Genomic DNA, 22502 nt, shown 5'->3' on the forward strand with positions numbered 1-22502 from the left:
GGATTCTTACACAGCCACTGGATCGGTCAACCGATCCTTAACTGATCGGCATTACAACCTGGGTTGCCGTTTTGCTGTTTATCAGGCGCTTTGTTTCAGCCAGTTCAACACCACGTCGTGGTGGTTGCTGGTTTTGAAGTCGTCAAACACATGTTCAACTTTACCGTCAGCGTCAATCAGGAAGCTGATGCGGTGAATGCCGTCGTAGGTTTTACCCATAAAGGTCTTTTCACCCCAGACGCCGAACTGCTCGCAGACCTGGTGGTCTTCGTCGGAAAGCAGCGTGAAGTTCAGCAGCTCTTTTTCCGCAAATCGTGACAGCTTTTCTGGTTTATCCGTGCTGATTCCCAGCACTTCCACGCCGACTTTCTTCAACTCGTCCATGTTGTCGCGTAAGCCGCAGGCCTGTACGGTGCAGCCGGGGGTCATGGCTTTCGGGTAGAAATAGACCAGAACACGCTGTCCCTGGAAGTCGGTCAAATTTACTTGCTCACCGTCTTGATCCGGTAAGCTAAATTTCGGTGCGATGTCACCGGCTTTCAGTGGATTCATTACTCAACTCCATCCTGTTCGTGCTGCGAATAATTGACGACGCTTATACTGCCCTGCGCGTTTAATTCTGTACAGAGGGCTTTGAACGCTTGCTCGATATTTGACGCATCCTGCGAGGCAGGGCTGTGTGCGGTAATTTGAATAAAGAGCGTGGGAACGGTGCTTTCGTCGCCCGGCTGCGTGCGGGAGACGAGTTCGGCAATGTTCATCTGATGGCTGTCGAACAGCGCGGTAAAGCGCTCAATCAGATGCGGAGAATCAGGGACTTCAACCTGCACCCAGACGGTCGCGGGCATGGCCGGACGCGGGCGCGCGGTGGTGCGCTTCATGACGATCAGCAAATCCAGCTCCGCGCCTTTCAGCGGCAGGGTGGATTCAATAAGGGTAATGGCATTCCATGTTCCGGACAGCAGCATGATAAACGTGAACTCTTCGCCGAGCATCGCCAGGCGGCTGTCTTCGATGTTACAGCCGCAGCTGCTCACGTGACGGGTGATGGTGTTCACGATACCCGGCCTGTCGGCACCCAGCGCGGTGATAACCAGGTAATGTTGTGATGAGGTTGTCAAACCTGTTCTTCCTTTGCATGGTTAAGTCTTCCTAAGGAAAGCATAAAAAAAACGTGCATACAACCGCCAGAGGGCCTCAGGTCGCTTGCTTTTATTACAGTTCCAAACGTACCATTGAGGCTCTTGTTCGCACAGAGGATGGCTCATGTTCACGGGAAGTATTGTCGCGCTTGTTACACCGATGGATGAAAAAGGTAATGTCTGCCGGTCCAGCATGAAAAAGCTGATTGATTACCATGTCGCCAATGGAACCTCGGCGATCGTTTCGGTAGGGACTACCGGTGAATCTGCAACGCTGAGCCACGAAGAGCACGGCGATGTGGTTATGCTGACCCTGGAACTGGCTGACGGACGTATTCCGGTCATTGCGGGGACAGGTGCTAATGCGACCGCAGAAGCGATCAGCCTGACCAAACGTTTTAACGACAGCGGCATCGTAGGCTGTCTGACGGTCACCCCTTACTACAACCGTCCTACTCAGGAAGGTTTGTTCCAGCACTTCAAAGCCATCGCTGAACATACTGACTTGCCACAAATTCTGTATAATGTGCCGTCCCGTACCGGCTGCGATATGCTGCCGGAAACCGTTGGTCGTCTCTCGGAAGTAAAAAATATTATCGGTATTAAAGAGGCGACAGGGAACTTAAGCCGCGTTCATCAGATCAAAGAGCTGGTTTCAGACGACTTTATCCTGTTGAGTGGTGATGATGCGACCTCGCTGGACTTTATGCAGCTTGGTGGTCATGGCGTGATCTCCGTAACGGCGAACGTTGCGGCGCGCGATATGGCTGAAATGTGCAAACTGGCCGAAGCCGGTCACTATAATGAAGCGCGTGTCATTAATCAGCGTCTGATGCCGTTGCACAATAAATTATTTGTCGAACCCAATCCGATCCCAGTGAAATGGGCGTGTAAGGAGTTGGGGCTTGTAGCATCCGATACGCTGCGTTTGCCAATGACACCGATTACCGACCACGGTCGCGACATCGTCAGGGCTGCGCTGAAGCATGCCGGTTTGCTGTAAAGTTTAGGGAGATTTGATGGCTTATTCAGTACAGAAGTCGCGCCTGGCGAAGGTTGCGAGTGTTTCGCTTGTTATGCTGCTCGCTGCCTGTAGTTCAGACTCGCGCTACAAGCGCCAGGTGAGCGGTGATGAATCCTATCTGGATGCGACCCCGCTTGCTGAACTTCATGCACCGGCTGGTATGATCCTGCCGATTCAAAACGGCGATTATAATATTCCCGTGACCAACGGCAGCGGCCTGGTTGGTAAAGCGCTTGATATTCGTCCGCCAGCACAGCCTCTGGCGCTGGTAAGCGGGGCGCGTACCCAGTTCACCGGTGATACGGCGTCTCTGCTGGTTGAAAGCGCGCGTGGAAGCAATCTGTGGCCACAGGTCGTCAGCGTTATTCAGGCGAAGAATTACACCATTGATAAGCGCGATGACGCCAGCCAGACGTTAACCACCGACTGGATCGAGTGGAACCGTCTTGATGAAGATCAGCAGTACCGTGGACGCTATCAGGTCTCCGTGAAACCACAGGGTTACCAGCAGGCAGTTAACGTTAAGCTGTTGAACCTGGAGCAGGCGGGTAAACCGGTTGCGGATGCCGCCTCTATGCAGCGTTACAGCACTGAAATGCTGAACGTGATCGCCGCAGGTCTGGATAAGACTGCTACCGATGCCGCCAACGCCGCGCAGAACCGTAACGGCGTCACTTACGACGTTCAGAGCGGCGCGGATGACACCGGCCTGCCAATGCTGGTGGTGCGTGCACCGTTTAACCAGACCTGGCAGCGCCTGCCAGCGACGCTGGAAAAAGTGGGCATGAAAGTGACCGACAGCACCCGTTCAACCGGCAGCATGACGGCGACCTATAAGCCGCTGTCCGACAGCGCGTGGCAGGAGCTGGGCGCCAAAGATCCTCAGCTTGCCTCCGGTGATTACAAGATTCAGGTAGGTGATCTCGATAACCGCAGCAGCCTGCAGTTTATCGATCCAAAAGGTCACACGCTGACCCAGGCGCAGAACGATGCGCTGGTCGCTGTCTTCCAGGCAGCATTCAGCAAATAAATACGAGGGCGGGTTAATCCCGCCCTTTTTATTTTCGTGCTACGCAAACGTGTGCGTGGCATAATATACCCCGTTTTGAACGCAAATTATCACACCAGGAGTAATGAAGATGCAGAAGCAAGCTGAGTTGTATCGTGGCAAAGCGAAGACCGTATACAGCACGGAGAACCCGGATCTGTTGGTGCTCGAGTTCCGCAATGATACGTCAGCAGGGGATGGCGCCCGCATTGAGCAGTTCGATCGTAAAGGCATGGTGAACAACAAGTTCAACCACTTCATTATGACCAAACTGGCCGAAGCGGGTATCCCGACCCAGATGGAAGCGTTGCTGTCCGATACGGAATGTCTGGTGAAAAAACTGGATATGGTTCCGGTTGAGTGCGTGATTCGTAACCGTGCGGCAGGCTCCCTGGTGAAGCGTCTGGGCATTGAAGAAGGTATCGAGCTGAATCCACCGCTGTTCGACCTGTTCCTGAAAAACGATGCCATGCACGACCCGATGGTCAACGAATCCTACTGCGAAACCTTCGGCTGGGTGAGCAAAGAGAACCTGGCGCGCATGCAGGAACTGACCTACAAAGCCAACGACGTGCTGAAAAAGCTGTTTGATGACGCGGGCCTGATCCTCGTCGACTTCAAGCTGGAGTTTGGTCTGTTCAAAGGTGAAGTGGTGCTTGGCGACGAGTTCTCCCCGGACGGCAGCCGCCTGTGGGATAAAGAAACCCTGGATAAAATGGACAAAGACCGTTTCCGTCAGAGCCTGGGTGGCCTGATTGAAGCGTACGAGGCGGTAGCTCACCGTTTAGGCGTTAAGCTCGACTAAGTTCCTCAGTTGCCAAAGGATGTTCGCATCCTTTGGCGTCTTACCTTTGTTTCCTATGGTAATCTTGCCGTTAACCGCCTACGATCATAGCTATTATTAATGGAATAGTTCGAGGTGGTTATGCGCTGGCAAGGGCGTCGTGAAAGTGACAATGTAGAAGACAGACGCAGTGATGGTGGCGGCGGTCCTTCAATGGGCGGGCCCGGCTTCCGCTTACCCAGCGGCAAGGGCGGTATCATCCTGCTGATTGTGGTGCTGGTCGCAGGTTACTACGGGGTCGACCTCACCGGTCTGATGACCGGTCAACCGCTGCAGCAGCAACAGTCTCAGCACTCCATCAGCCCGAACGAAGATGAAGCGGCCAAATTTACCTCCGTTATTCTCGCCACAACTGAAGACACCTGGAGTCAGCAGTTCGAGAAGATGGGGCGCACCTACCAGCAGCCGAAGCTGGTGATGTACCGGGGCGCAACCCGCACCGGATGCGGTACCGGGCAATCTGTTATGGGGCCGTTCTATTGCCCGGCAGACGGCACCGTCTATATCGATCTCTCTTTTTACGATGACATGAAACGCAAGCTTGGCGCTGACGGTGATTTTGCTCAGGGCTACGTTATCGCGCATGAAGTCGGCCATCACGTGCAAAAGCTGCTGGGGATTGAGCCCAAAGTGCGCCAGCTTCAGCAGAACGCGTCTCAGGCCGAAGTGAACCGCCTTTCCGTCAAAATGGAACTGCAGGCGGACTGCTTCGCGGGCGTCTGGGGCCACAGCATGCAGCAGCAGGGCGTGCTGGAATCCGGGGATCTTGAAGAGGCATTAAACGCGGCTGAGGCCATCGGCGATGACCGTTTGCAGCAGCAGAGCCAGGGCCATGTCGTGCCGGACAGTTTCACTCACGGTACGTCACAGCAGCGCTACAGCTGGTTCAAGCGCGGCTTTGACAGCGGCAATCCGGCCCAGTGTAATACCTTCGGCAAAGCCATGTGATGGTGTCGTTTGAACATCTGACGCGCGAGCTTGAGCGTACCGGGCACCGCCGTCTGGTGGTGCTCACTGGCGATGAACAATGGACGTTGAGCCAGGCGGCTGGCCTGCGTGATGCCTTGCCGGGAGACTGGCTGTGGCTGGAGGAGAATCCCTCAAAAGCCGTTAGCGGGCTGCTGGGACGCGAATACCTGCACGCCGTTTTTGACGCGCATGCCGGGTTTGATGTTTCAGCCTTTGCCGCACTCAGCGGGACGCTGCGCGCCGGAAGCCTGCTGGTGCTGCTGGTGCCGCCTCTCGCTGACTGGGCCGACAAGCCCGACGGCGATTCCGTGCGCTGGAGCGACAGCGCGGAACCCATCGCCACCCCGCGCTTCGTTCACCATTTTTGCCGGACCCTTGCCGCCGATGCGGATGCGATCGTCTGGCAACAGCATCGTCCTCTCTCTCTTCCCGCTGCGCCGGATTCGCCCGCCTGGCAGCCAGCCAGCGGCGAGCCGCAGCGCGAGCAGGCGGAGATCCTCGACGCGCTTCTGACCATGCCTGCGGGCGTCGCTGCCGTGACGGCGCCGCGGGGGCGCGGAAAGTCAGCCCTGGCGGGGATGCTGCTCAACAGCATTCAGGGGAGTGCGGTGGTCACTGCACCGGCCAAAGGGGCAACGGATGTCATTGCGCGCTTCGCTGGCGAGCGTTTTCACTTTATGGCCCCGGATGCGCTGCTGGCCTCCACGACAGAAGCCGACTGGCTGATTGTTGATGAAGCCGCAGCCATCCCCGGCCCGCTGCTGGACAAGCTGGTGTCGCGCTTTCCCCGCGTGTTGCTGACCACCACGGTCCAGGGTTATGAAGGCACGGGCAGGGGGTTTCTGCTTAAGTTCTGCGCCCGGTTCAGCGGGCTGCGGCGCTATACCTTAACCACCCCCATTCGCTGGGCGGCCGGGTGTCCGCTTGAGCGGATAGTGGCGAATACGCTGCTGTTTGACGACGCGCTTATCGAACGCAAACCGGAAGGTGACGTGCGTTTACGGTCGCTAGAGCCGCAGATGTGGGAGAGCGACCCGGCGCGCGTGGCAAGCGTGTATGAACTGCTGTGTGCCGCGCACTACCGGACGTCCCCGCTCGATTTACGCCGGATGATGGATGCCCCCGGCCAGCACTTTGCGGTTGCACACGCGGGTGCGGATATGGCGGGCGCGCTCTGGCTGGTGGAAGAGGGGGGATTGCCCTCCGATCTGAGCCGCGCGGTGTGGGCGGGCTTTCGTCGTCCTCGCGGGAACCTTGTGGCGCAGTCACTGGCGGCGCACGGCGGGTCGCCTCTCGCGGCGACGCTGAAGGGGCGGCGGATTAGCCGCATTGCGGTGCATCCCCACCGTCAACGGGAAGGCATCGGCCAGCGGCTTATTCGCAGCGTCAGCGGTGAAGATTATCTCTCGGTAAGCTTTGGCTATACCGACGAGCTGTGGCGTTTCTGGCGGCAGTGCGGGTTTGTGCTGGTGCGCATGGGCAGCCATCGGGAAGCCAGCAGCGGGTGCTACACGGCGATGGCCTTACTCGCGCTGAGCGAGGCCGGGCACCGCCTGTGCGCGCAGGAGCACCAGCGCCTGTGTCGCGATATGCGCGTTCTTTCGGCCTGGAACGGCGAAAAGATCCCGGTGACCGATGCCTGGGAAGCTACCCTTAATAGTGACGACTGGCTGGAGCTGGCGGGGTTTGCTTTTGCGCACCGGGCATTTTCAACCTCGGTTGCTGCCCTGACGCGGCTGGTGTTAGCCACAGACATGCCGCTCCCGGCGCTGCGCGGGAAAATAGAGGGTAAGACGGAGGAGATGGGGCGAAAAGCGCTGCTGGCTAAACTGCGGAGTGAAACCGCGCAAGCGCTTGAGAGCCTTGATTATTCCCGCTGCCAGCAGGTGAAAGCCGACATTTTGCAATGGCAATTTTTTCAATGACTTCTTCAGTAAAGTGGCATGGTCATTACCCCGCAGAGGCGTAAAATCCTGCTCATCAATTAAGGAGACCGCCATGAAACACGACCATTTTGTTGTTCAAAGCCCTGACAAACCGGCTAAACAGTTACTGCTCCTGTTTCATGGCGTGGGCGATAATGCCGTCAATATGGGACAGATTGGCCGCTGGTTTGCGCCCGTTTTTCCGGAAGCATTGATCGTCAGCATCGGCGGCGTGGAGCCGTGCGGTCCAGACGGACGGCAGTGGTTCCCGGTTCAGGGAGTGACGGAGGAGAACCGTCAGGCGCGCATTGATGCGATCATGCCCACGTTTATCGACATCGTGCGCTACTGGCAGCAGCAGAGCGGCGTAGGCGCTGACGCAACGGCGCTGATTGGCTTCTCGCAGGGGTCAATCATGTCGCTGGAAAGCGTAAAAGCGCAGCCCGGTCTGGCTTCACGCGTCATCGCCTTTAACGGGCGTTATGCAACGCTACCGACAAGCGCGACCACGCAGACCACCATCCATCTCATTCACGGTGGTGAAGATCGGGTGATTGAGCTTTCGCATGCGGTAGCTGCCCAGGAAGCGCTGGTGCGCGAGGGCGGGGATGTGACGCTGGATATTGTTGACGATCTGGGCCACGCGATCGACGATCGCAGCATGCAGTTTGCGCTCGACCATCTGCGCTATACCGTGCCGAAGCACTACTTTGATGAAGCGCTCAGCGGCGGTAAGCCGAATGATGATGATATTGTTGAATTTATGTGAGGTTATCCCCTCTCCACAGGAGAGGGGATACAGACCGATTACTTCTTCTGGTCTTTCTTCGGCCAGTCGTCGTCATCGTCCCACTTGTCGTTAAAATCACGGTGCGGCGGGAGATCCGGCTTATTCGCGAGAAACTTTTTGTGGTCAACACGCTTAAGGTCTTTAATCACGTTCAGCAGTACGCCGACCAGAAACACCAGCACCAGAATCCACCAGTACTTTGCAAGCCAATCCATTCGCTATTCCTCTCTGAGCGCTCGTCAGGCGACGAGTTGCTCCATAATACGTTGATACATGCGGGCCAGCAGTTGTAAATCGGCTGCGTTCACACACTCATTGATTTTGTGAATCGTCGCGTTAACCGGACCCAGTTCGACAACCTGTGCACCCATGCGGGCGATAAAGCGTCCGTCTGAGGTGCCGCCCGTCGTCAGCAGCTGCGGCTTAATTTCATTATAGTGCTCAATGGCGTTCACCACCGCATCCACCAGCTTGCCGCGCTGCGTCAGGAACGGCTGGCCGGAGAGCCACCAGTCAACGGTGTAGCGCAGGTTGTATTTTTCCAGCAGAGCGACAACGCGCGCTTTGATCGTCTCGTCGGTCAGTTCGGTACTGAAGCGAAAGTTGAACTGGACGAAGAAATCTCCCGGGATGACGTTGTTGCTGCCGGTTCCGGCCTTGACGTTGGCGATCTGCATGCTGGTCGGCGGGAAGAACTCGTTGCCTTTATCCCACTCGATGCCTACCAGTTCGTTCAGCATTGGCGCGGCACGGTGGACCGGGTTATCGGCCAGATGCGGGTAGGCCACATGCCCCTGAACCCCATGTATGGTCAGGTTACAGGTCAGCGAGCCGCGGCGACCATTTTTGACGACATCACCCACCACTTCGGTACTGGACGGCTCGCCGACCAGACAGTAGTCAAGACGTTCATTGCGCGCCATCAGCGCCTCAACGACCTTCACGGTACCGTTATGGGCGCTGGCTTCTTCATCGGAGGTGATCAAGAACGCGAGACGGTTTTTGTGGTTCGGATGCTGAGCCACAAAGCGCTCTGCCGCCACAACCATTGCCGCCAGCGAACCTTTCATGTCTGCCGCGCCGCGGCCGAAGAGCATGCCATCGCGGATGGTCGGCTCAAACGGCGGATTAATCCAGCGATCGGCGTCACCCGCGGGAACGACGTCAGTGTGCCCGGCAAAGGCCAGCGTTTCGCCCTGGCCGCGCCACGCCCAGAAGTTCTGGGTGTCGCCAAAATCCATGCGCTCAACGGTAAAACCGATGGCGCGCAGGCGCTCAATCATTAATGCCTGACAACCTGCGTCGTCCGGGCTAAGGGAGGGACGGCGAATAAGCTGTTGAGTCAGCTCAATGACCGGGCATGACATACACTACACCTCTACGAAAAAGTCAGAATAAAGGGTTTCACTGAAACCCAGCAGCATAGGCTGACCTGGCTTGCAGAGCAATGGGCGTTTGATAATTGCCGGCATGTCGAGCATCAACTTTGCCGCGCTGTCGGCGTCTTTGATGCTGGCGCGCACGGATTCGTCCAGCTTACGCCAGGTGGTGCCGCGGGTGTTCAGCAGCGCTTCCCATCCCAGTTCGTTAATGGCGGTATGCAGAAATTCTGCATCAAGCCCGTCGGCACGATAATCGTGGAAGCGGTACTCGACGTTATTAGTTTCCAGCCAGCGGCGTGCTTTTTTGATGGTGTCGCAATTTTTAATGCCGTACATCACAACCATGTTGAATCCTTTTGCTCTTATGGCGATTAAACGTTCAGTAAATTCGAAGATATATCTTTAAGTGGAATATAACACACTCAGGAATGCTCTGGATTTACACTTCTTCTTAATTCAACTCACACTTGTACGCTGAATATACTTTCACCATTTAAGCATAGATGTCCACCGTGTTTAAATTCTGAATAAACTCAGCGCCTAAAATAAAACTCACCCGTTCGTAGGGTTATTTCAAAATATTGCTGGCCGTCACACAAAATTTAAACTCCTCCGTTCATATTTATCATAAATCCCCAACGGTGGCGGGGTACAATCACAGCGATTGGTTAAACAGTCTTCACAATGATGATACGTTTTCGTAGAATGCGCATAATAATAAGAGAGGTTGTTATGATTGAACGTGAACTGGGGAACTGGAAAGATTTTATCGAAGGCATGCTTCGTAAATGACATTCAGTAAGAATTGCAAGAGCACTAAAATAAGTAAAATAACCATAGTGTGAATTAATCACACAATAAAAAGGCGGCCGATTAAGCCGCCTTTTTTATGACTGCGGATTATTCCTGTCGCTCCCGGAGCGGGAAGCGACGACGCACCAGCACAAAGAACAGCGGCACAAAATAAATCGCCAGGATGGTGGCCGAAATCATCCCCCCCATGACGCCGGTACCCACCGCATGCTGGCTGCTTGAGCCTGCACCCGTGCTGGTTGCCATCGGCAGTACGCCAAAAATAAACGCCAGTGAGGTCATCAGGATCGGACGTAGGCGCTGGCGGCAGGCGTGCAGCGTGGCGGCCATCAACTCGTGGCCTTTGGCATTCATCTCGTTGGCAAACTCAACGATCAGAATGGCGTTTTTCGCCGACAAGCCGATCACCGTAAGTAGCCCCACCTGGAAGTAAACGTCGTTCTCCAGGCCGCGCATCCAGGTCGCCAGCAGCGCACCGATAACCCCAAGCGGCACCACCAGCATGACTGAGAACGGAACCGACCAGCTCTCATACAGCGCGGCAAGGCAGAGGAAGACCACCAGCAAAGAAAGCGCATAGAGGGCAGGGGCCTGCGCTCCGGAGAGGCGTTCCTGGTAAGACATGGCCGTCCATTCCAGACCAAAACCGGCAGGCAACTGCTGCACCAGTTTTTCCATGGTGTCCATGGCGGTACCGGTGCTGACGCCCGGCGCGGCTTCCCCGACGATCTCAACCGCGGAATAGCCGTTATAGCGCTCCAGACGCGGCGAACCGCTCTCCCAGCGCGAGGTGGCAAAGGCCGAGAAGGGCACCATTCCGCCAGAATTATTGCGTACAAACCAGCGGTTAATATCATCCGGCAACATGCGGAACGGCGCGGCTGCCTGGACATACACTTTTTTCACGCGGCCGCGATCCATAAAGTCATTTACGTAGCTTGAGCCCCATGCGGTTTGCAGGGTGTCGTTGATATCGTCGATCGACACGCCCAGCGCCTGCGCCTTACGCTGGTCGATATCCACCTGAAGCTGCGGGCTGTCGTCAAGACCGTTGTGGCGAACGCGGGTCAGGTCGGGATCTTTCCCTGCTAGTTCTAGCAGCTTATCGCGTGCGGCCATCAGGGCCGAGTGGCCCGCGCCGGCGTGATCCTGTAGCTCCATATCAAACCCGGCGGAACTGCCCAGGCCGCTAATCGCGGGCGGGCTGCTGGCAAAGACGCGCGCCTCTTTAATACGGGCAAACGCTTTGGTTGCGCGTTCAATGATGGCGAACGAGGTTCCCGTTCTGGCATCGCGTTCGTCCCAGTCTTTCAGGCGGACAAACATGCGGGCGACGTTCTGCCCGTTCCCGCCCGGGCCGGAGCCGACGGTAGAGAAGACCGAAACAACGTTATTTTTCTCTTTGGTGAAGAAGTACTGCTCAACGTTCTGAACCACCTTCAGCGTCTGCTGCTGGGTGGATCCGCTCGGGAGCTGCACCGAGGTGATGAACATCCCCCGGTCTTCCTGCGGCAGGAACGAGGTGGGAAGATGCAGGAACAGCCACACCATGCCGCCCAGCAGCACAACGTAAATCATCATCCAGCGCAGGCTGCGGTGTAGCACTTTGCCGACGGCAGATTCATACCGCTCGGCGTTGCGGTTGAACATGCGGTTAAACCAGCCGAAGAACCCTTTCTGGCCGTGATGTTCCCCTTTGTGCAGCGGCTTAAGGAGGGTGGCGCAGAGCGCGGGAGTGAGGATCAGCGCCACCAGTACGGAGAGCACCATCGCCGAGACGATGGTGATTGAGAACTGACGGTAAATCGCCCCGGTTGTACCGCCAAAGAAGGCCATCGGGATAAAGACCGCCGACAGCACCATCGCGATACCGACCAACGCCCCCTGAATTTGTCCCATCGATTTACGCGTCGCCTGACGCGGGGAAAGCCCCTCTTCGCTCATGATGCGCTCGACGTTTTCGACCACCACGATAGCATCGTCCACCAGCAGGCCAATCGCCAGCACCATGGCAAACATCGTCAGGGTGTTGATGCTGTAGCCGAACGCGTAAAGCACCGCAAAGGTGCCCAGCAGCACCACCGGGACGGCAATGGTGGGGATCAGCGTTGCGCGGAAGTTTTGCAGGAACAGGTACATGACCAGGAACACCAGGGCGATCGCTTCCAGCAGGGTTTTGACTACGTCCTCAATCGAGGCTTTAACGAAGGAGGTGGTTTCATAGGCGACCTTGTACTCCAGCCCGTGCGGGAAATACTGCGACAGCTCATCCAGACGGTCCAATACCAGCTTCGCCGTCGCCATTTCGTTTGCGCCGGAGGCCAGCTTAATTCCCAGTCCAGAGGCCGGGTTGCCGTTAAAGCGGCTCAGGTAATCGTATTTCTCCGCACCCATTTCCACCTTAGCAACGTCGCCCAGACGCACTTCTGAACCATCCTGATTCACGCGCAGGGTGATGTTGCGGAACTGGTCCGGGGTCTGAAGCAGAGATTGCGAATTAATGGTGGCGTTCAGGGCCTGTTTATCGACGGAAGGCGTGCCTCCCAGTTGCCCCACGGCAATTTGGGCGTTCTGTGCTTTGATGGCGTCCGTCACGTCGGTCGCCGTCATCTGATAGCTGTTCAGCTTGTTGGGATCGAGCCAGATACGCATCGAGTACTGTGAGCCATAGGCGTCGATATCCCCCACGCCGTTAATACGGCTGAGCGGGTCCTGAATATTACTGGCGACGTAGTCCGCAATGTCCTGTTTATCCATTGAGCCATCGGTGGAGACAAACGCGATGGTCAGAATGTTGGTATCACCGGTTTTACGCACGGTGACGCCCTGGTTCTGCACGGCCTGGGGCAGTTTACGCATGGCCGACTGCAGCTGGTTTTGTACCTGCTGCACCGCTTCGTCCGGGTCGGTGCCCGCCTCAAAGCTCAGGGTAACCGTAGCCTGTCCCGTGGCGCTGCTTTGGGAGGACATGTACATCAGATTATCCAGACCCGTCATGTTCTGCTCGATAACCTGCGTCACGGTATTTTCCAGCGTTTGTGCGGACGCGCCGGGGTAGTTTGCTGTGACACGCACGTTCGGCGGTGCCAGATCGGGATATTGCTCAACGGGAAGAGAAGTAATCGCCAGGACACCTGTCAGACACAACAGGATGGCAAGCACCCAGGCAAAAATGGGGCGATCGATGAAAAAATTCGCCATGAAAGTGTGACCTCGTTTTGCTGCACGTCATTATTGTTTATTGCCCGCATCACTTTAGCGGTAAGGCCCAGGCCAAACGTGGAGAAATAAAGGAGATAATGTAAATTATCATGCGCTTTTCCCGGCGCTTCACCCTTTACCGTTATTTACCTGTTAACGGCGCGGGTGCGGGGAACGTCACGCTGACCTGCGTGCCGCCGTTTTGCGGCTGCGAGAAGTGCAGCATTCCGCCGAGCCGTTGCGCGCGTTCTCGCATAATGTTCAGCCCGTAGTGTCCCGGCGGCTCGCTGGCCTCGCCAATCCCGATGCCGTTGTCGCGAATGCTGACGCTGTGCGTGCCGTCCACGGCGGTCACGCAACTGACGGTGATCTCGCTGGCCTGCGCGTGCTTAATTGCATTCAGGACGGCCTCCCGCACGATCTGCAGCAAATGCACTTGCTTCTGCGCGTCAAGCGCCAGGGTGGAGAGGCGGCAGTCGAGGTGCAGCTTCGCCTGCGTCTGGCTCTGCAGGGCATCGAGAGACTCCTGCAGCGCCGCGGGTAAATTCGCATGGTTTAGCGTCAGGCGGAAGGTGGTCAGCAGCTCGCGCAGCTGCTGCCAGGCGTTGTTCAGCTCGCGGGAGAAGTCGGTGATGATCGTCTGCGCGGAGGCATTTTCCGCCGGCACGGCGTGTTTAAGCAGCGTGAGCTGGATCCGCAAATAGGAGAGTACCTGCGCCAGCGAATCATGCAGCTCGCGGGCGATGGTGGCGCGCTCCTCCATCAGCAGCAGCTGCTGGTAATGCTTCTGCGCCTGGTTAAAGTACAGCCCACGCCCGAGCATGGTCGCCACGCTTCTCATCAGCGGAAGAGGAACGCTGCCCGTCTCGCTTTGCCAGCGCAGCTCGCCGTAGAGGGTATCCTGCATCAGCACCGGCAGGGTTTGCAGAGAAATGCCGCTCACCTCTGTTCCTTCACACAGCCGCCAGTCGTCGCTGGTGCGTAGCTCCAGGTAATTCATCTGCGTGTATTCATGCACAATCTGCAAAATATGCCGGAAGCACAGGCTGTCTATCTGCCCGGTATTCAGCGCCTGGGAGCATTTGAACAGCATGTCGAGCTGCTGGTGGGCTTCATGCAAATGCCGCGTCTTTTCCGCGACGGAGGCTTCGAGCGACCGATAGAGAGTATGTAGCTCGCCCGACATATGGTTGAAGGCGCGGGAGAGCTGGCCCAGCTCGTTGGGGAGCGCGGTGTCCGGCGCCGGGGTGGTAAATTCCCCTCGCTCAATGCGTTCGCTGGCGGCCACCAGGTTGTTCAGCGGCAACACCACCTGGCGACGGATGCGCCGCAGGGTAAACAGCGTCAGCAGCAGGATCCCGAGCGCGCCAGCCAGAGAGAGGAGCGTCACCGTCTGGATTTTATTTTCGGTGTAGTGCTGGAGGGCGAGCACAAAGGCATCAATACGGCCGACAAAATCCTCAATGTGAGCGTCATACCATGCGCTGTCGCCGCGGGCGATGTGCTTGTCCATGTCCAGCCAGGCCACATGCAGCTGCTGATAGCGCGCCTTGACGTTGTCCGGGACGTACCAGCGGTTCAGCTTCTCCAGGGAAGGCGCGCTTAACGTTCGCTGCCAGTTCTCACGATGCGCCATAAGGGAGGGGCTGTTGCGCTGCATCTCGTAGCCGAGGCGGTAGCTCTGCATGCGCAGCGATCCCGCAATGTTGATAGCTTCGGCGTCACGCTGGCTGCTGGCAAGCGTCAGCAGCGCGACGGTGCTGGTCAGCACGGACAGGGCAATGATCGAAAAGAAAGCCCAGGCAAGGCTTCCGGAAACGGGGCGTTTAACGGTCACGGAACGGATCTCTGCATAAAATGGCTCAGCCACAGGTCATGGGCAGTTGTACATTGCCTGATAACGCGGTGGCGAGCAAATAGCTTATTCATACTAAAGATAAGGTTATTGATCCAAAAGCCGCTTTGGGCATTAACCTGAAATCTGGCGAGAAGTAACGCGCCGCCTGAGCCGACGGACGACAAAGCGGGCTTCACGGGGTAGTATAAACAGACTCATTTAGCCGTGGAGCCCGTATGTCCCTGAACATTACCGTTATCAAAGACAAAATCCTTTCTGAAAATTACTTTGTCCTGCGTAACATCACTTACGATTTAACCCGTAAGAACGGTGACGTGATTCGCCACAAACGCGAAGTCTACGACCGGGGCAATGGCGCAACCATTCTGCTGTATAACCGTGAAAAGCAAAGCGTAGTGCTGATTCGCCAGTTTCGGGTCGCGACCTGGGTCAACGGCAATGCGGACGGGCGCCTGATTGAAACCTGCGCCGGCCTGCTTGATGACGATGAGCCGGAAGTCTGCATCCGCAAGGAGGCCGTTGAGGAGACCGGTTTTGAAGTGGGCGAGGTGCAAAAAGTCTTTGAGCTTTTCATGTCCCCTGGCGGGGTGACCGAGCTGGTCCATTTCTTCATTGCGGAATACACCGATGCCCAGCGCACGCATCGCGGCGGCGGCGTGGAGGATGAAGACATTGAAGTGCTGGAAATGCCTTTCACCCAGGCCGTTGAGATGGTGAAAAGCGGCGAGATCCGCGACGGTAAAGCGGTGATCCTGTTACAGTATCTGCAAACCAGCGGCGTAATGAACCCTAAACCGATGTCGTGATAAGGTGTATTTCAGATAAATCTATCCGATAAATCCGATTGAGCCCGCCCGCCCTGGGCACGAAGATACGCCCCAGATTGACCTTTTCGTTTCCGGGGCTGTGCCATTCATGCGCTACTGCGTTTTGCTTTTCTTCTTTTTCTGCGTGCTACCCGCACCTCTGGTGTGGGCTGCGCCCGCGCAGCAGTCTTTTTCAGACTGGCAGGTTACCTGCAATAACCAGAATTTTTGTGTTGCCCGGAATACCGGCGAGCATCGCGGTCTGGTCATGACGCTGAGCCGTAGCGCAGGCGCGAAAACGGACGCCAGCCTGCGCATCGATCTCGGCGGGCTTTCGGCCCCGCCGGTTAAAGAGCCTGACATTGCCCCGCGCCTGCTGCTCGACAACGTTCCGTTAAAGCTCAATTCGCAGCACTGGCAGTTAACCCCCTGGCATCTCAAAACTGACGATGCGGGTACCATCACCACGTTTCTGAAAACCATTCAGGAAGGGCAGGCGCTGACCCTGCGCGGGGGGAAGCAGACGATCTCGCTGGTCGGTCTGAAGGCGGCGCTGCTGTTTATCGACGCCCAGCAGAAGCGCGTTGGCAGCGAAACGGCATGGATTAAAAAAGGAGATAGCCCGCCGCTGAGCGTGCCTCCTGCACCGGCATTAAAAAAGGTGGCCGTGGTGAACCCGACGCCGACGCCGCTGACGCATAGCGAGCTGAACGATCTGCTGGATTATGGGACGTGGCGGATGAACAATAGCCAGTGCTCGCTGGATCCTAACCGTCGTGAAGTACGCGTCACTGCATTAACGGATGACAAAGCGCTGTTGATTGTCAGCTGTGAAGCGGGGGCCTATAACACGGTCGATCTGGCGTGGCAGGTCTCACGTAAAAAACCGTTCGCCGCCCGTAGCGTCAGGTTACGTCTGCCGTTCACCCCCTCCAGCCAGAGCAGCGACATGGAGCTGATGAACGCCCGCTTCGATGAGAAAACGCGCGAGCTGACGACGCTGGCGCTGGGACGCGGTATTGGAGACTGCGGGATCCAGACGCGCTGGCGTTTTGACGGCCAGCGCTTCCGCCTGGTGCGCTATGCGGAAGAGCCAAGCTGCGATAGCTGGAATGGGCCAGACGCCTGGCCCACGCTGTGGATCACTCGCTAGTTTTGCCGGATAGCGCTGTCGCACTACAACACGCTCAGCGCTTTCTCCACCACGTTCTCAACGGTAAAGCCGAAATACGGGAACAGTTTGTCGGCAGGAGCGGATTCACCGTAACCCCGCATGCCCACAATTGCCCCTTTCAGCCCCACGTACTTATACCAGTAGTCGGCAATACCCGCTTCCACCGCCACGCGCGCCGCAACGCTGGAAGGCAGCACCGATTCCCGATACGCCTCGTCCTGGGCGTCAAAAATATCCGTTGAAGGCAGAGATACCACGCGCACCGCGTGACCTTCGGCGATCAGCTTCTCCGCCGCTTTCACCGTGATTTCCACCTCGGAACCGGTGGCAATCAGGATCACGTCCGGCTTACCGCCGCTGTCCTTGAGAATATAGCCGCCGCGGGCGATGTTTTTTACCTGCTCCGGCGTGCGCTCGATCTGCGCCAGGTTCTGGCGCGACAGGATCAGCGCCGTAGGTCCGTTATGACGCTCAACGGCCAGCTTCCAGCCCACCGCGGCTTCGACCTGATCGCACGGACGCCAGGTGCTGAAGTTTGGCGTCAGGCGCAGGCTTGCCAGCTGCTCTACCGCCTGGTGCGTTGGGCCATCTTCCCCCAGCCCGATGGAGTCGTGGGTGTAGACCATGATCTGCCGGGCCTTCATCAGCGCCGCCATACGCGCCGCGTTTCGGGCGTACTCGACGAACATCAGGAAGGTGGCGGTGTAGGGTATGAAGCCGCCGTGATGGGCGATGCCGTTAGCAATCGCGGTCATCCCGAACTCGCGCACGCCGTAGTGGATGTAGTTCCCGGCAATGTCTTCCTTCAGGGATTTAGAGCCTGACCAGATGGTCAGGTTGCTTGGCGCCAGATCCGCCGAGCCGCCGAGCAGCTCAGGCAGGAGAGGGCCAATCGCGTTCAGGGTGTTTTGCGATGCCTTACGGGTAGCGATTTTCGCCGGGTTGGAATGCAGATTTTCTATCAGCGCCTGGGTTTTATCGTCCCAGTCTTCCGGCAGGCCACCGCTCATGCGGCGGGAAAACTCGGCGGCCAGCTCCGGGTGCGCTTTTTTGTAGGCGGCAAATTTTTCGTTCCAGGCCTGCTGCGCTTTTTCACCCGCTTCGCGCGCGTCCCATGCTCTGTAGATCTCTTTCGGGATCTCAAACGGCGGATATTTCCAGCCCAGTTTCTGGCGGGTCAGCGCCACTTCCTCTTCGCCCAGCGCCGCGCCGTGCGCCTCTTCTTTGCCCGCTTTGTTCGGCGAGCCGAAGCCAATGGTGGTACGGCAGATAATCAGGGACGGTTTGTCCTTCACGCTCTGCGCTTCCTGAATCGCTTTTTTTACCGCTTCCGGATCGTGGCCGTCAATCTCGTGCACCACGTGCCAGTGATAGGCCTCGAAGCGTTTTGCCGTGTCGTCGGTAAACCAGCCCTCGGTTTCGCCGTCGATGGAGATGCCGTTGTGGTCATAGAAGCCAATCAGCTTGCCGAGCCCCAGCGTGCCCGCCAGCGAGCAGACCTCGTGGGAGATCCCTTCCATCAGGCAGCCGTCGCCCATAAACACGTAGGTGTAGTGATCGACAATCTCGTGGTCGGGCTGGTTGAACTGCGCGGCCAGCGTACGCTCGGCAATTGCCAGGCCGACGGCATTCGCCAGCCCCTGGCCCAGCGGGCCGGTGGTCGTTTCCACGCCCGGCGTATAGCCGATCTCCGGGTGGCCCGGCGTTTTGGAGTGCAGCTGGCGGAAGTTTTTTAACTCCTCAAGCGGCAGGTCGTAGCCGGAAAGGTGCAGCAGGCTGTAGAGCAGCATCGAGGCGTGGCCGTTGGAGAGAATAAAACGGTCGCGGTCGTACCAGGTTGGGTCAGTGGGGTTGTGCTTCAGGAAGTCGTTCCACAGCACTTCGGCAATATCGGCCATCCCCATCGGGGCGCCAGGGTGGCCGGAATTGGCTTTTTGTACGGCATCCATGCTGAGGGCGCGAATGGCGTTGGCGAGCTCTTTACGGGACATAGTTCACTCCGTGGCAAGGTTAAAGTTTGGCGGCGAGAAGATCTTCGAGTTTGCGCTGGTCGACGGCGAACTGGCGGATGCCGTCCGCCAGTTTTTCCACGGCCATAGGGTCCTGATTATGCTCCCAGCGGAACTCCGCTTCGGTCATGGCTTTCGGTTTTGGCAGTACGGTAGAGGTCGGCACCAGCTTGCGGATCACCGTTTCGTCGCTCTCCTGCAGCTTTTTCAGCAGGTCAGGGGAGATGGTCAGACGGTCACACCCTGCGAGCGCCAGGATCTGCTCGGTGCGGCGGAAGCTGGCCCCCATCACAATGGTCTCGTAGCGGTGTTGCTTGTAATAGTCGTAGATATTACGCACCGACTTCACGCCAGGGTCTTCCTCTACCACGTACGGGTCCATCGGCTGTTTCGCCTGATACCAGTCGTAGATGCGCCCGACAAACGGCGAGATCAGGAACACGCCCGCTTCGGCACAGGCGCGCGCCTGGGCAAAGGAGAACAGCAGCGTCAGGTTGCAGTGGATCCCCTCTTTTTCCAGAACCTCTGCCGCGCGGATGCCTTCCCATGTGGACGCGAGCTTGATCAGAATGCGTGACTTATCGATCCCCTGTTCCTGGTAGAGCTCCACCAGGCGGCGCGCTTTGTTAATACTCTTTTCCTGATCGAATGAGAGGCGGGCATCTACTTCGGTCGACACGCGCCCCGGAATGCTTTTCAGAATTTCCGCACCAAAATTAACCGCCAGCTTGTCGCTGGCTTCAGCAACCTGCTGCTCCTGCGTTTTCCCGCGCTGTTTACCGTAGGCAATCGCGTCGTCAATCAGATGGCTAAAATGGGCAAGCCCCGCCGCTTTCAGAAGCAGCGAAGGGTTGGTGGTCGCGTCCTCTGGCTGATAGTGGCGAATCGACTCGATATCGCCGCTGTCCGCAACCACGGTGGTGAATTGTTTGATGCCGTCTAGCTGGTTCATAAATAATTACTCCTTGGAAATAAAAGAGTTAGATGAGTGCGTTAGTTCACACTTCTGAGAAAATCATGATGGACTTAACAAAAAAGCATAGCAGACGGGGCAGGCATTGCTTTTGAGACGGGTAACATGGCTGTTATAAATTGATAACAATTTTTAATGTGTGATGGTGAGAGTTTGGCAGCCTTCAAAGTTTATGCGCTGCTCAGCGGCGATACTATCTGACCGATACGTAAAAGGAATAACAAGATGGACGATCAGTTAAAACAGAGTGCCCTCGATTTTCACGAGTTCCCTGTCCCCGGTAAAATTCAGGTCTCCCCAACCAAGCCGCTGGCGACCCAGCGCGATCTGGCGCTGGCCTACTCGCCGGGCGTGGCTGCGCCATGTCTGGAGATCGAAAAAGATCCGCTGGCGGCCTACAAATACACCGCGCGCGGCAACCTTGTCGCCGTTATCTCTAACGGTACGGCGGTGCTGGGCCTGGGCAACATTGGTGCCCTAGCCGGTAAACCGGTGATGGAAGGGAAGGGCGTTCTGTTTAAGAAATTTGCCGGTATCGACGTGTTCGATATCGAAGTGGACGAACTCGATCCCGATAAGTTCATCAACGTGGTGGCCGCGCTGGAGCCGACCTTCGGCGGGATCAACCTGGAAGACATCAAAGCGCCGGAATGTTTCTATATCGAGCAGAAGTTGCGCGAGCGTATGAACATTCCCGTGTTCCATGACGACCAGCACGGCACGGCGATTATCAGCACCGCTGCCATTCTCAACGGCCTGCGCGTGGTGGAGAAAAATCTCTCCGACGTGCGCATGGTGGTCTCCGGCGCGGGCGCGGCGGCCATCGCCTGTATGAACCTGCTGGTGGCGCTGGGGATGCAGAAACACAACATCGTGGTCTGCGACTCTAAGGGTGTTATCTACAAAGACCGCGAGCCGAACATGGCGGAAACCAAAGCGGCGTATGCCGTGGAAGATGACGGCAAGCGCACGCTTGAGGACGTGATTGACGGCGCGGATATCTTCCTCGGCTGTTCAGGCCCGAAAGTGCTGACCCAGGAAATGGTGCAGAAAATGGCGCGCGCGCCGATGATCCTGGCGCTGGCGAACCCGGAACCGGAAATCCTGCCGCCGCTGGCGAAAGCGGTGCGTGAAGACGCCATTATCTGTACCGGCCGTTCGGACTACCCGAACCAGGTGAACAACGTGCTCTGCTTCCCGTTCATCTTCCGCGGGGCGCTGGACGTTGGCGCGACGGCGATCAACGAAGAGATGAAGCTTGCCGCCGTTCACGCCATCGCCGAGCTGGCGCACGCTGAGCAGAGCGAAGTGGTCGCCTCCGCGTACGGGGATCAGGATCTGAGCTTTGGCCCGGACTACATCATTCCAAAACCGTTCGACCCGCGTCTGATTGTCAAAATTGCGCCAGCCGTTGCCAAAGCGGCGATGGACTCCGGCGTGGCGACGCGTCCGATTCAGGATTTCGACGCGTACGTCGATAAGCTCACCGAGTTCGTCTACAAAACTAACCTGTTTATGAAGCCGATCTTCTCTCAGGCTCGCGCAGACGCGAAGCGCGTGGTGCTGGCGGAAGGGGAAGAGGCGCGCGTGCTGCACGCCACGCAGGAGCTGATCACCTTAGGGCTGGCGAAGCCGATCCTGATTGGTCGTCCGAGCGTGATCGAGATGCGCATTCAGAAGCTGGGCCTGCAAATTAAGCCGGGCGTCGACTTTGAGATCGTTAACAACGAATCCGATCCGCGCTTCAAGGAGTACTGGAACGAATATTACGCGATCATGAAGCGTCGCGGGATCACCCAGGAGCAGGCGCAGCGGGCGGTGATCAGCAATACTACGGTCATCGGCGCGATCATGGTCCATCGCGGCGAGGCGGATGCGCTGATCTGCGGCACCATCGGCGATTACCACGAGCATTTCAGCGTGGTGCAGGAGATCTTCGGCTATCGCGACGGCGTGCACACCGCCGGGGCGATGAACGCGCTGCTGCTGCCGAGCGGCAACACCTTTATTGCCGATACCTACGTGAACGACGATCCAACCCCGGACGAGCTGGCGGAGATCACCGTGATGGCCGCCGAGACCGTGCGTCGCTTTGGTATCGAGCCTAAGGTGGCGCTGCTGTCGCACTCAAACTTTGGTTCGTCCAAATCCGCGGCGGCGTGCAAAATGCGCCAGACTCTGGAACTGGTGCGCGAGCGTGCGCCGGAGCTGATGATTGACGGGGAAATGCATGGTGATGCCGCGCTGGTGGAGAGCATCCGCAACGAACGTATGCCGGACAGCCCGCTGAAGGGATCGGCGAACATCCTGATTATGCCGAACGTGGAAGCGGCGCGTATCAGCTACAACCTGCTGCGCGTCTCCAGCTCTGAAGGGGTGACCGTAGGACCGGTGCTGATGGGCGTGGCAAAACCGGTGCACGTGTTAACGCCGATTGCCTCCGTGCGTCGTATCGTGAACATGGTGGCGCTGGCGGTGGTTGAGGCGCAGACGCAGCCGCTGTAAGGGCGCGTGTGCTTACCCGACCTGGGGATTGAGTAGGCC

19 protein-coding genes are annotated in these 22502 nt (G+C 57.4%); 10 read left to right on the top strand and 9 right to left on the bottom strand.

All coding sequences use genetic code 11. The annotated features are described in order from the left end of the window. Window positions 1-81: 81 nt before the first annotated feature. Together bcp and IM303_RS21280 are read right to left on the bottom strand one after the other, a co-directional pair. Entirely contained in the window at window positions 82-552 is a 471-nt protein-coding gene (bcp, locus tag IM303_RS21275; protein ID WP_014171119.1) for a thioredoxin-dependent thiol peroxidase, read from the bottom strand. Next, the gene (locus IM303_RS21280; protein WP_028014022.1) at window positions 552-1121 is read right to left on the bottom strand and encodes a glycine cleavage system transcriptional repressor; all 570 of its coding nucleotides are present in this window, start codon (window positions 1119-1121) and stop codon (window positions 552-554) included. Before IM303_RS21280 ends, bcp begins: the two co-directional genes overlap by 1 nt. A gap of 145 nt (window positions 1122-1266) precedes the next feature. Here IM303_RS21280 and dapA point away from each other — a divergent pair, with 145 nt between their 5' ends. The 6 genes from dapA (at window position 1267) to ypfH (ending at window position 7721) form a co-directional block, all read left to right on the top strand. Beyond that, the gene (gene dapA / locus IM303_RS21285) at window positions 1267-2145 is read left to right on the top strand and encodes a 4-hydroxy-tetrahydrodipicolinate synthase (protein ID WP_193360235.1); all 879 of its coding nucleotides are present in this window, start codon (window positions 1267-1269) and stop codon (window positions 2143-2145) included. A gap of 16 nt (window positions 2146-2161) precedes the next feature. Continuing rightward, window positions 2162-3196 carry an outer membrane protein assembly factor BamC gene (bamC, locus tag IM303_RS21290; protein ID WP_028014020.1) on the top strand — a complete coding sequence of 345 codons (1035 nt, stop codon included), beginning with the start codon at window positions 2162-2164 and terminating at the stop codon, window positions 3194-3196. Between the two features lie 109 nt (window positions 3197-3305). After that, window positions 3306-4019: a phosphoribosylaminoimidazolesuccinocarboxamide synthase gene (purC, locus tag IM303_RS21295; protein WP_023332985.1), complete on the top strand. Its 714-nt coding sequence runs from the start codon at window positions 3306-3308 to the stop codon at window positions 4017-4019. Window positions 4020-4139: 120 nt separating this feature from the next. After that, the gene (locus IM303_RS21300) at window positions 4140-5006 is read left to right on the top strand and encodes a neutral zinc metallopeptidase (RefSeq protein WP_193360236.1); all 867 of its coding nucleotides are present in this window, start codon (window positions 4140-4142) and stop codon (window positions 5004-5006) included. Next, window positions 5006-6952: a tRNA(Met) cytidine acetyltransferase TmcA gene (locus tag IM303_RS21305; RefSeq protein ID WP_048999952.1), complete on the top strand. Its 1947-nt coding sequence runs from the start codon at window positions 5006-5008 to the stop codon at window positions 6950-6952. Before IM303_RS21300 ends, IM303_RS21305 begins: the two co-directional genes overlap by 1 nt. A 73-nt stretch (window positions 6953-7025) precedes the next feature. After that, complete coding sequence (gene ypfH / locus IM303_RS21310; protein WP_028014017.1) at window positions 7026-7721, top strand: esterase; 696 nt, start codon at window positions 7026-7028, stop codon at window positions 7719-7721. Window positions 7722-7759: 38 nt separating this feature from the next. Here ypfH and IM303_RS21315 read toward each other — a convergent pair whose 3' ends face one another. Genes IM303_RS21315 through IM303_RS21325 form a run of 3 tightly spaced genes read right to left on the bottom strand, consistent with a single transcriptional unit; the run spans window position 7760 to window position 9469 of the window. Next, window positions 7760-7957, bottom strand: coding sequence for a YpfN family protein (locus IM303_RS21315; protein ID WP_013098222.1), 198 nt, complete (start codon window positions 7955-7957; stop codon window positions 7760-7762). A 24-nt stretch (window positions 7958-7981) separates the two neighbouring features. Further along, window positions 7982-9109 (bottom strand): succinyl-diaminopimelate desuccinylase, encoded by a 1128-nt coding sequence (gene dapE / locus IM303_RS21320; RefSeq protein ID WP_028014016.1) that lies wholly within the window; start codon window positions 9107-9109, stop codon window positions 7982-7984. Window positions 9110-9112: 3 nt separating this feature from the next. Then, complete coding sequence (locus IM303_RS21325) at window positions 9113-9469, bottom strand: ArsC family reductase (RefSeq protein ID WP_028014015.1); 357 nt, start codon at window positions 9467-9469, stop codon at window positions 9113-9115. Between the two features lie 387 nt (window positions 9470-9856). Here IM303_RS21325 and ypfM point away from each other — a divergent pair, with 387 nt between their 5' ends. Further along, a complete protein-coding gene (ypfM, locus tag IM303_RS21330) occupies window positions 9857-9916 on the top strand; it encodes a protein YpfM (RefSeq protein WP_015572204.1) in 60 nt (19 codons plus the stop codon). Window positions 9917-10024: 108 nt separating this feature from the next. Here ypfM and acrD read toward each other — a convergent pair whose 3' ends face one another. After that, window positions 10025-13138, bottom strand: a complete 3114-nt coding sequence (gene acrD / locus IM303_RS21335) for a multidrug efflux RND transporter permease AcrD (RefSeq protein WP_193360237.1) — start codon at window positions 13136-13138, stop codon at window positions 10025-10027. Window positions 13139-13280: 142 nt separating this feature from the next. Continuing rightward, on the bottom strand, window positions 13281-14975 hold the full coding sequence (narQ, locus tag IM303_RS21340) for a nitrate/nitrite two-component system sensor histidine kinase NarQ (protein WP_028014013.1): 1695 nt from the start codon (window positions 14973-14975) through the stop codon (window positions 13281-13283). Between the two features lie 236 nt (window positions 14976-15211). On the opposite strand from narQ, the gene nudK reads away from it, so the two are divergent. Then, window positions 15212-15802, top strand: coding sequence for a GDP-mannose pyrophosphatase NudK (gene nudK, locus IM303_RS21345; protein WP_048999957.1), 591 nt, complete (start codon window positions 15212-15214; stop codon window positions 15800-15802). Between the two features lie 109 nt (window positions 15803-15911). After that, a complete protein-coding gene (locus IM303_RS21350) occupies window positions 15912-16955 on the top strand; it encodes a DUF1176 domain-containing protein (RefSeq protein ID WP_048999959.1) in 1044 nt (347 codons plus the stop codon). A 23-nt stretch (window positions 16956-16978) separates the two neighbouring features. Here the strand turns inward: IM303_RS21350 and tkt are convergent, their stop codons facing one another. Together tkt and tal are read right to left on the bottom strand one after the other, a co-directional pair. Then, on the bottom strand, window positions 16979-18967 hold the full coding sequence (gene tkt, locus IM303_RS21355) for a transketolase (RefSeq protein WP_048999960.1): 1989 nt from the start codon (window positions 18965-18967) through the stop codon (window positions 16979-16981). Between the two features lie 19 nt (window positions 18968-18986). Next, window positions 18987-19937 carry a transaldolase gene (gene tal / locus IM303_RS21360; RefSeq protein WP_028014009.1) on the bottom strand — a complete coding sequence of 317 codons (951 nt, stop codon included), beginning with the start codon at window positions 19935-19937 and terminating at the stop codon, window positions 18987-18989. A 246-nt stretch (window positions 19938-20183) separates the two neighbouring features. Between tal and maeB the strand changes: the two genes are divergently transcribed. Further along, entirely contained in the window at window positions 20184-22463 is a 2280-nt protein-coding gene (gene maeB, locus IM303_RS21365; RefSeq protein ID WP_028014008.1) for an NADP-dependent oxaloacetate-decarboxylating malate dehydrogenase, read from the top strand. Window positions 22464-22502 lie beyond the last annotated feature (39 nt).

The organism is Enterobacter cloacae complex sp. P38RS, assembly GCF_014930775.1.
Lineage (GTDB): Bacteria > Pseudomonadota > Gammaproteobacteria > Enterobacterales > Enterobacteriaceae > Enterobacter > Enterobacter bugandensis.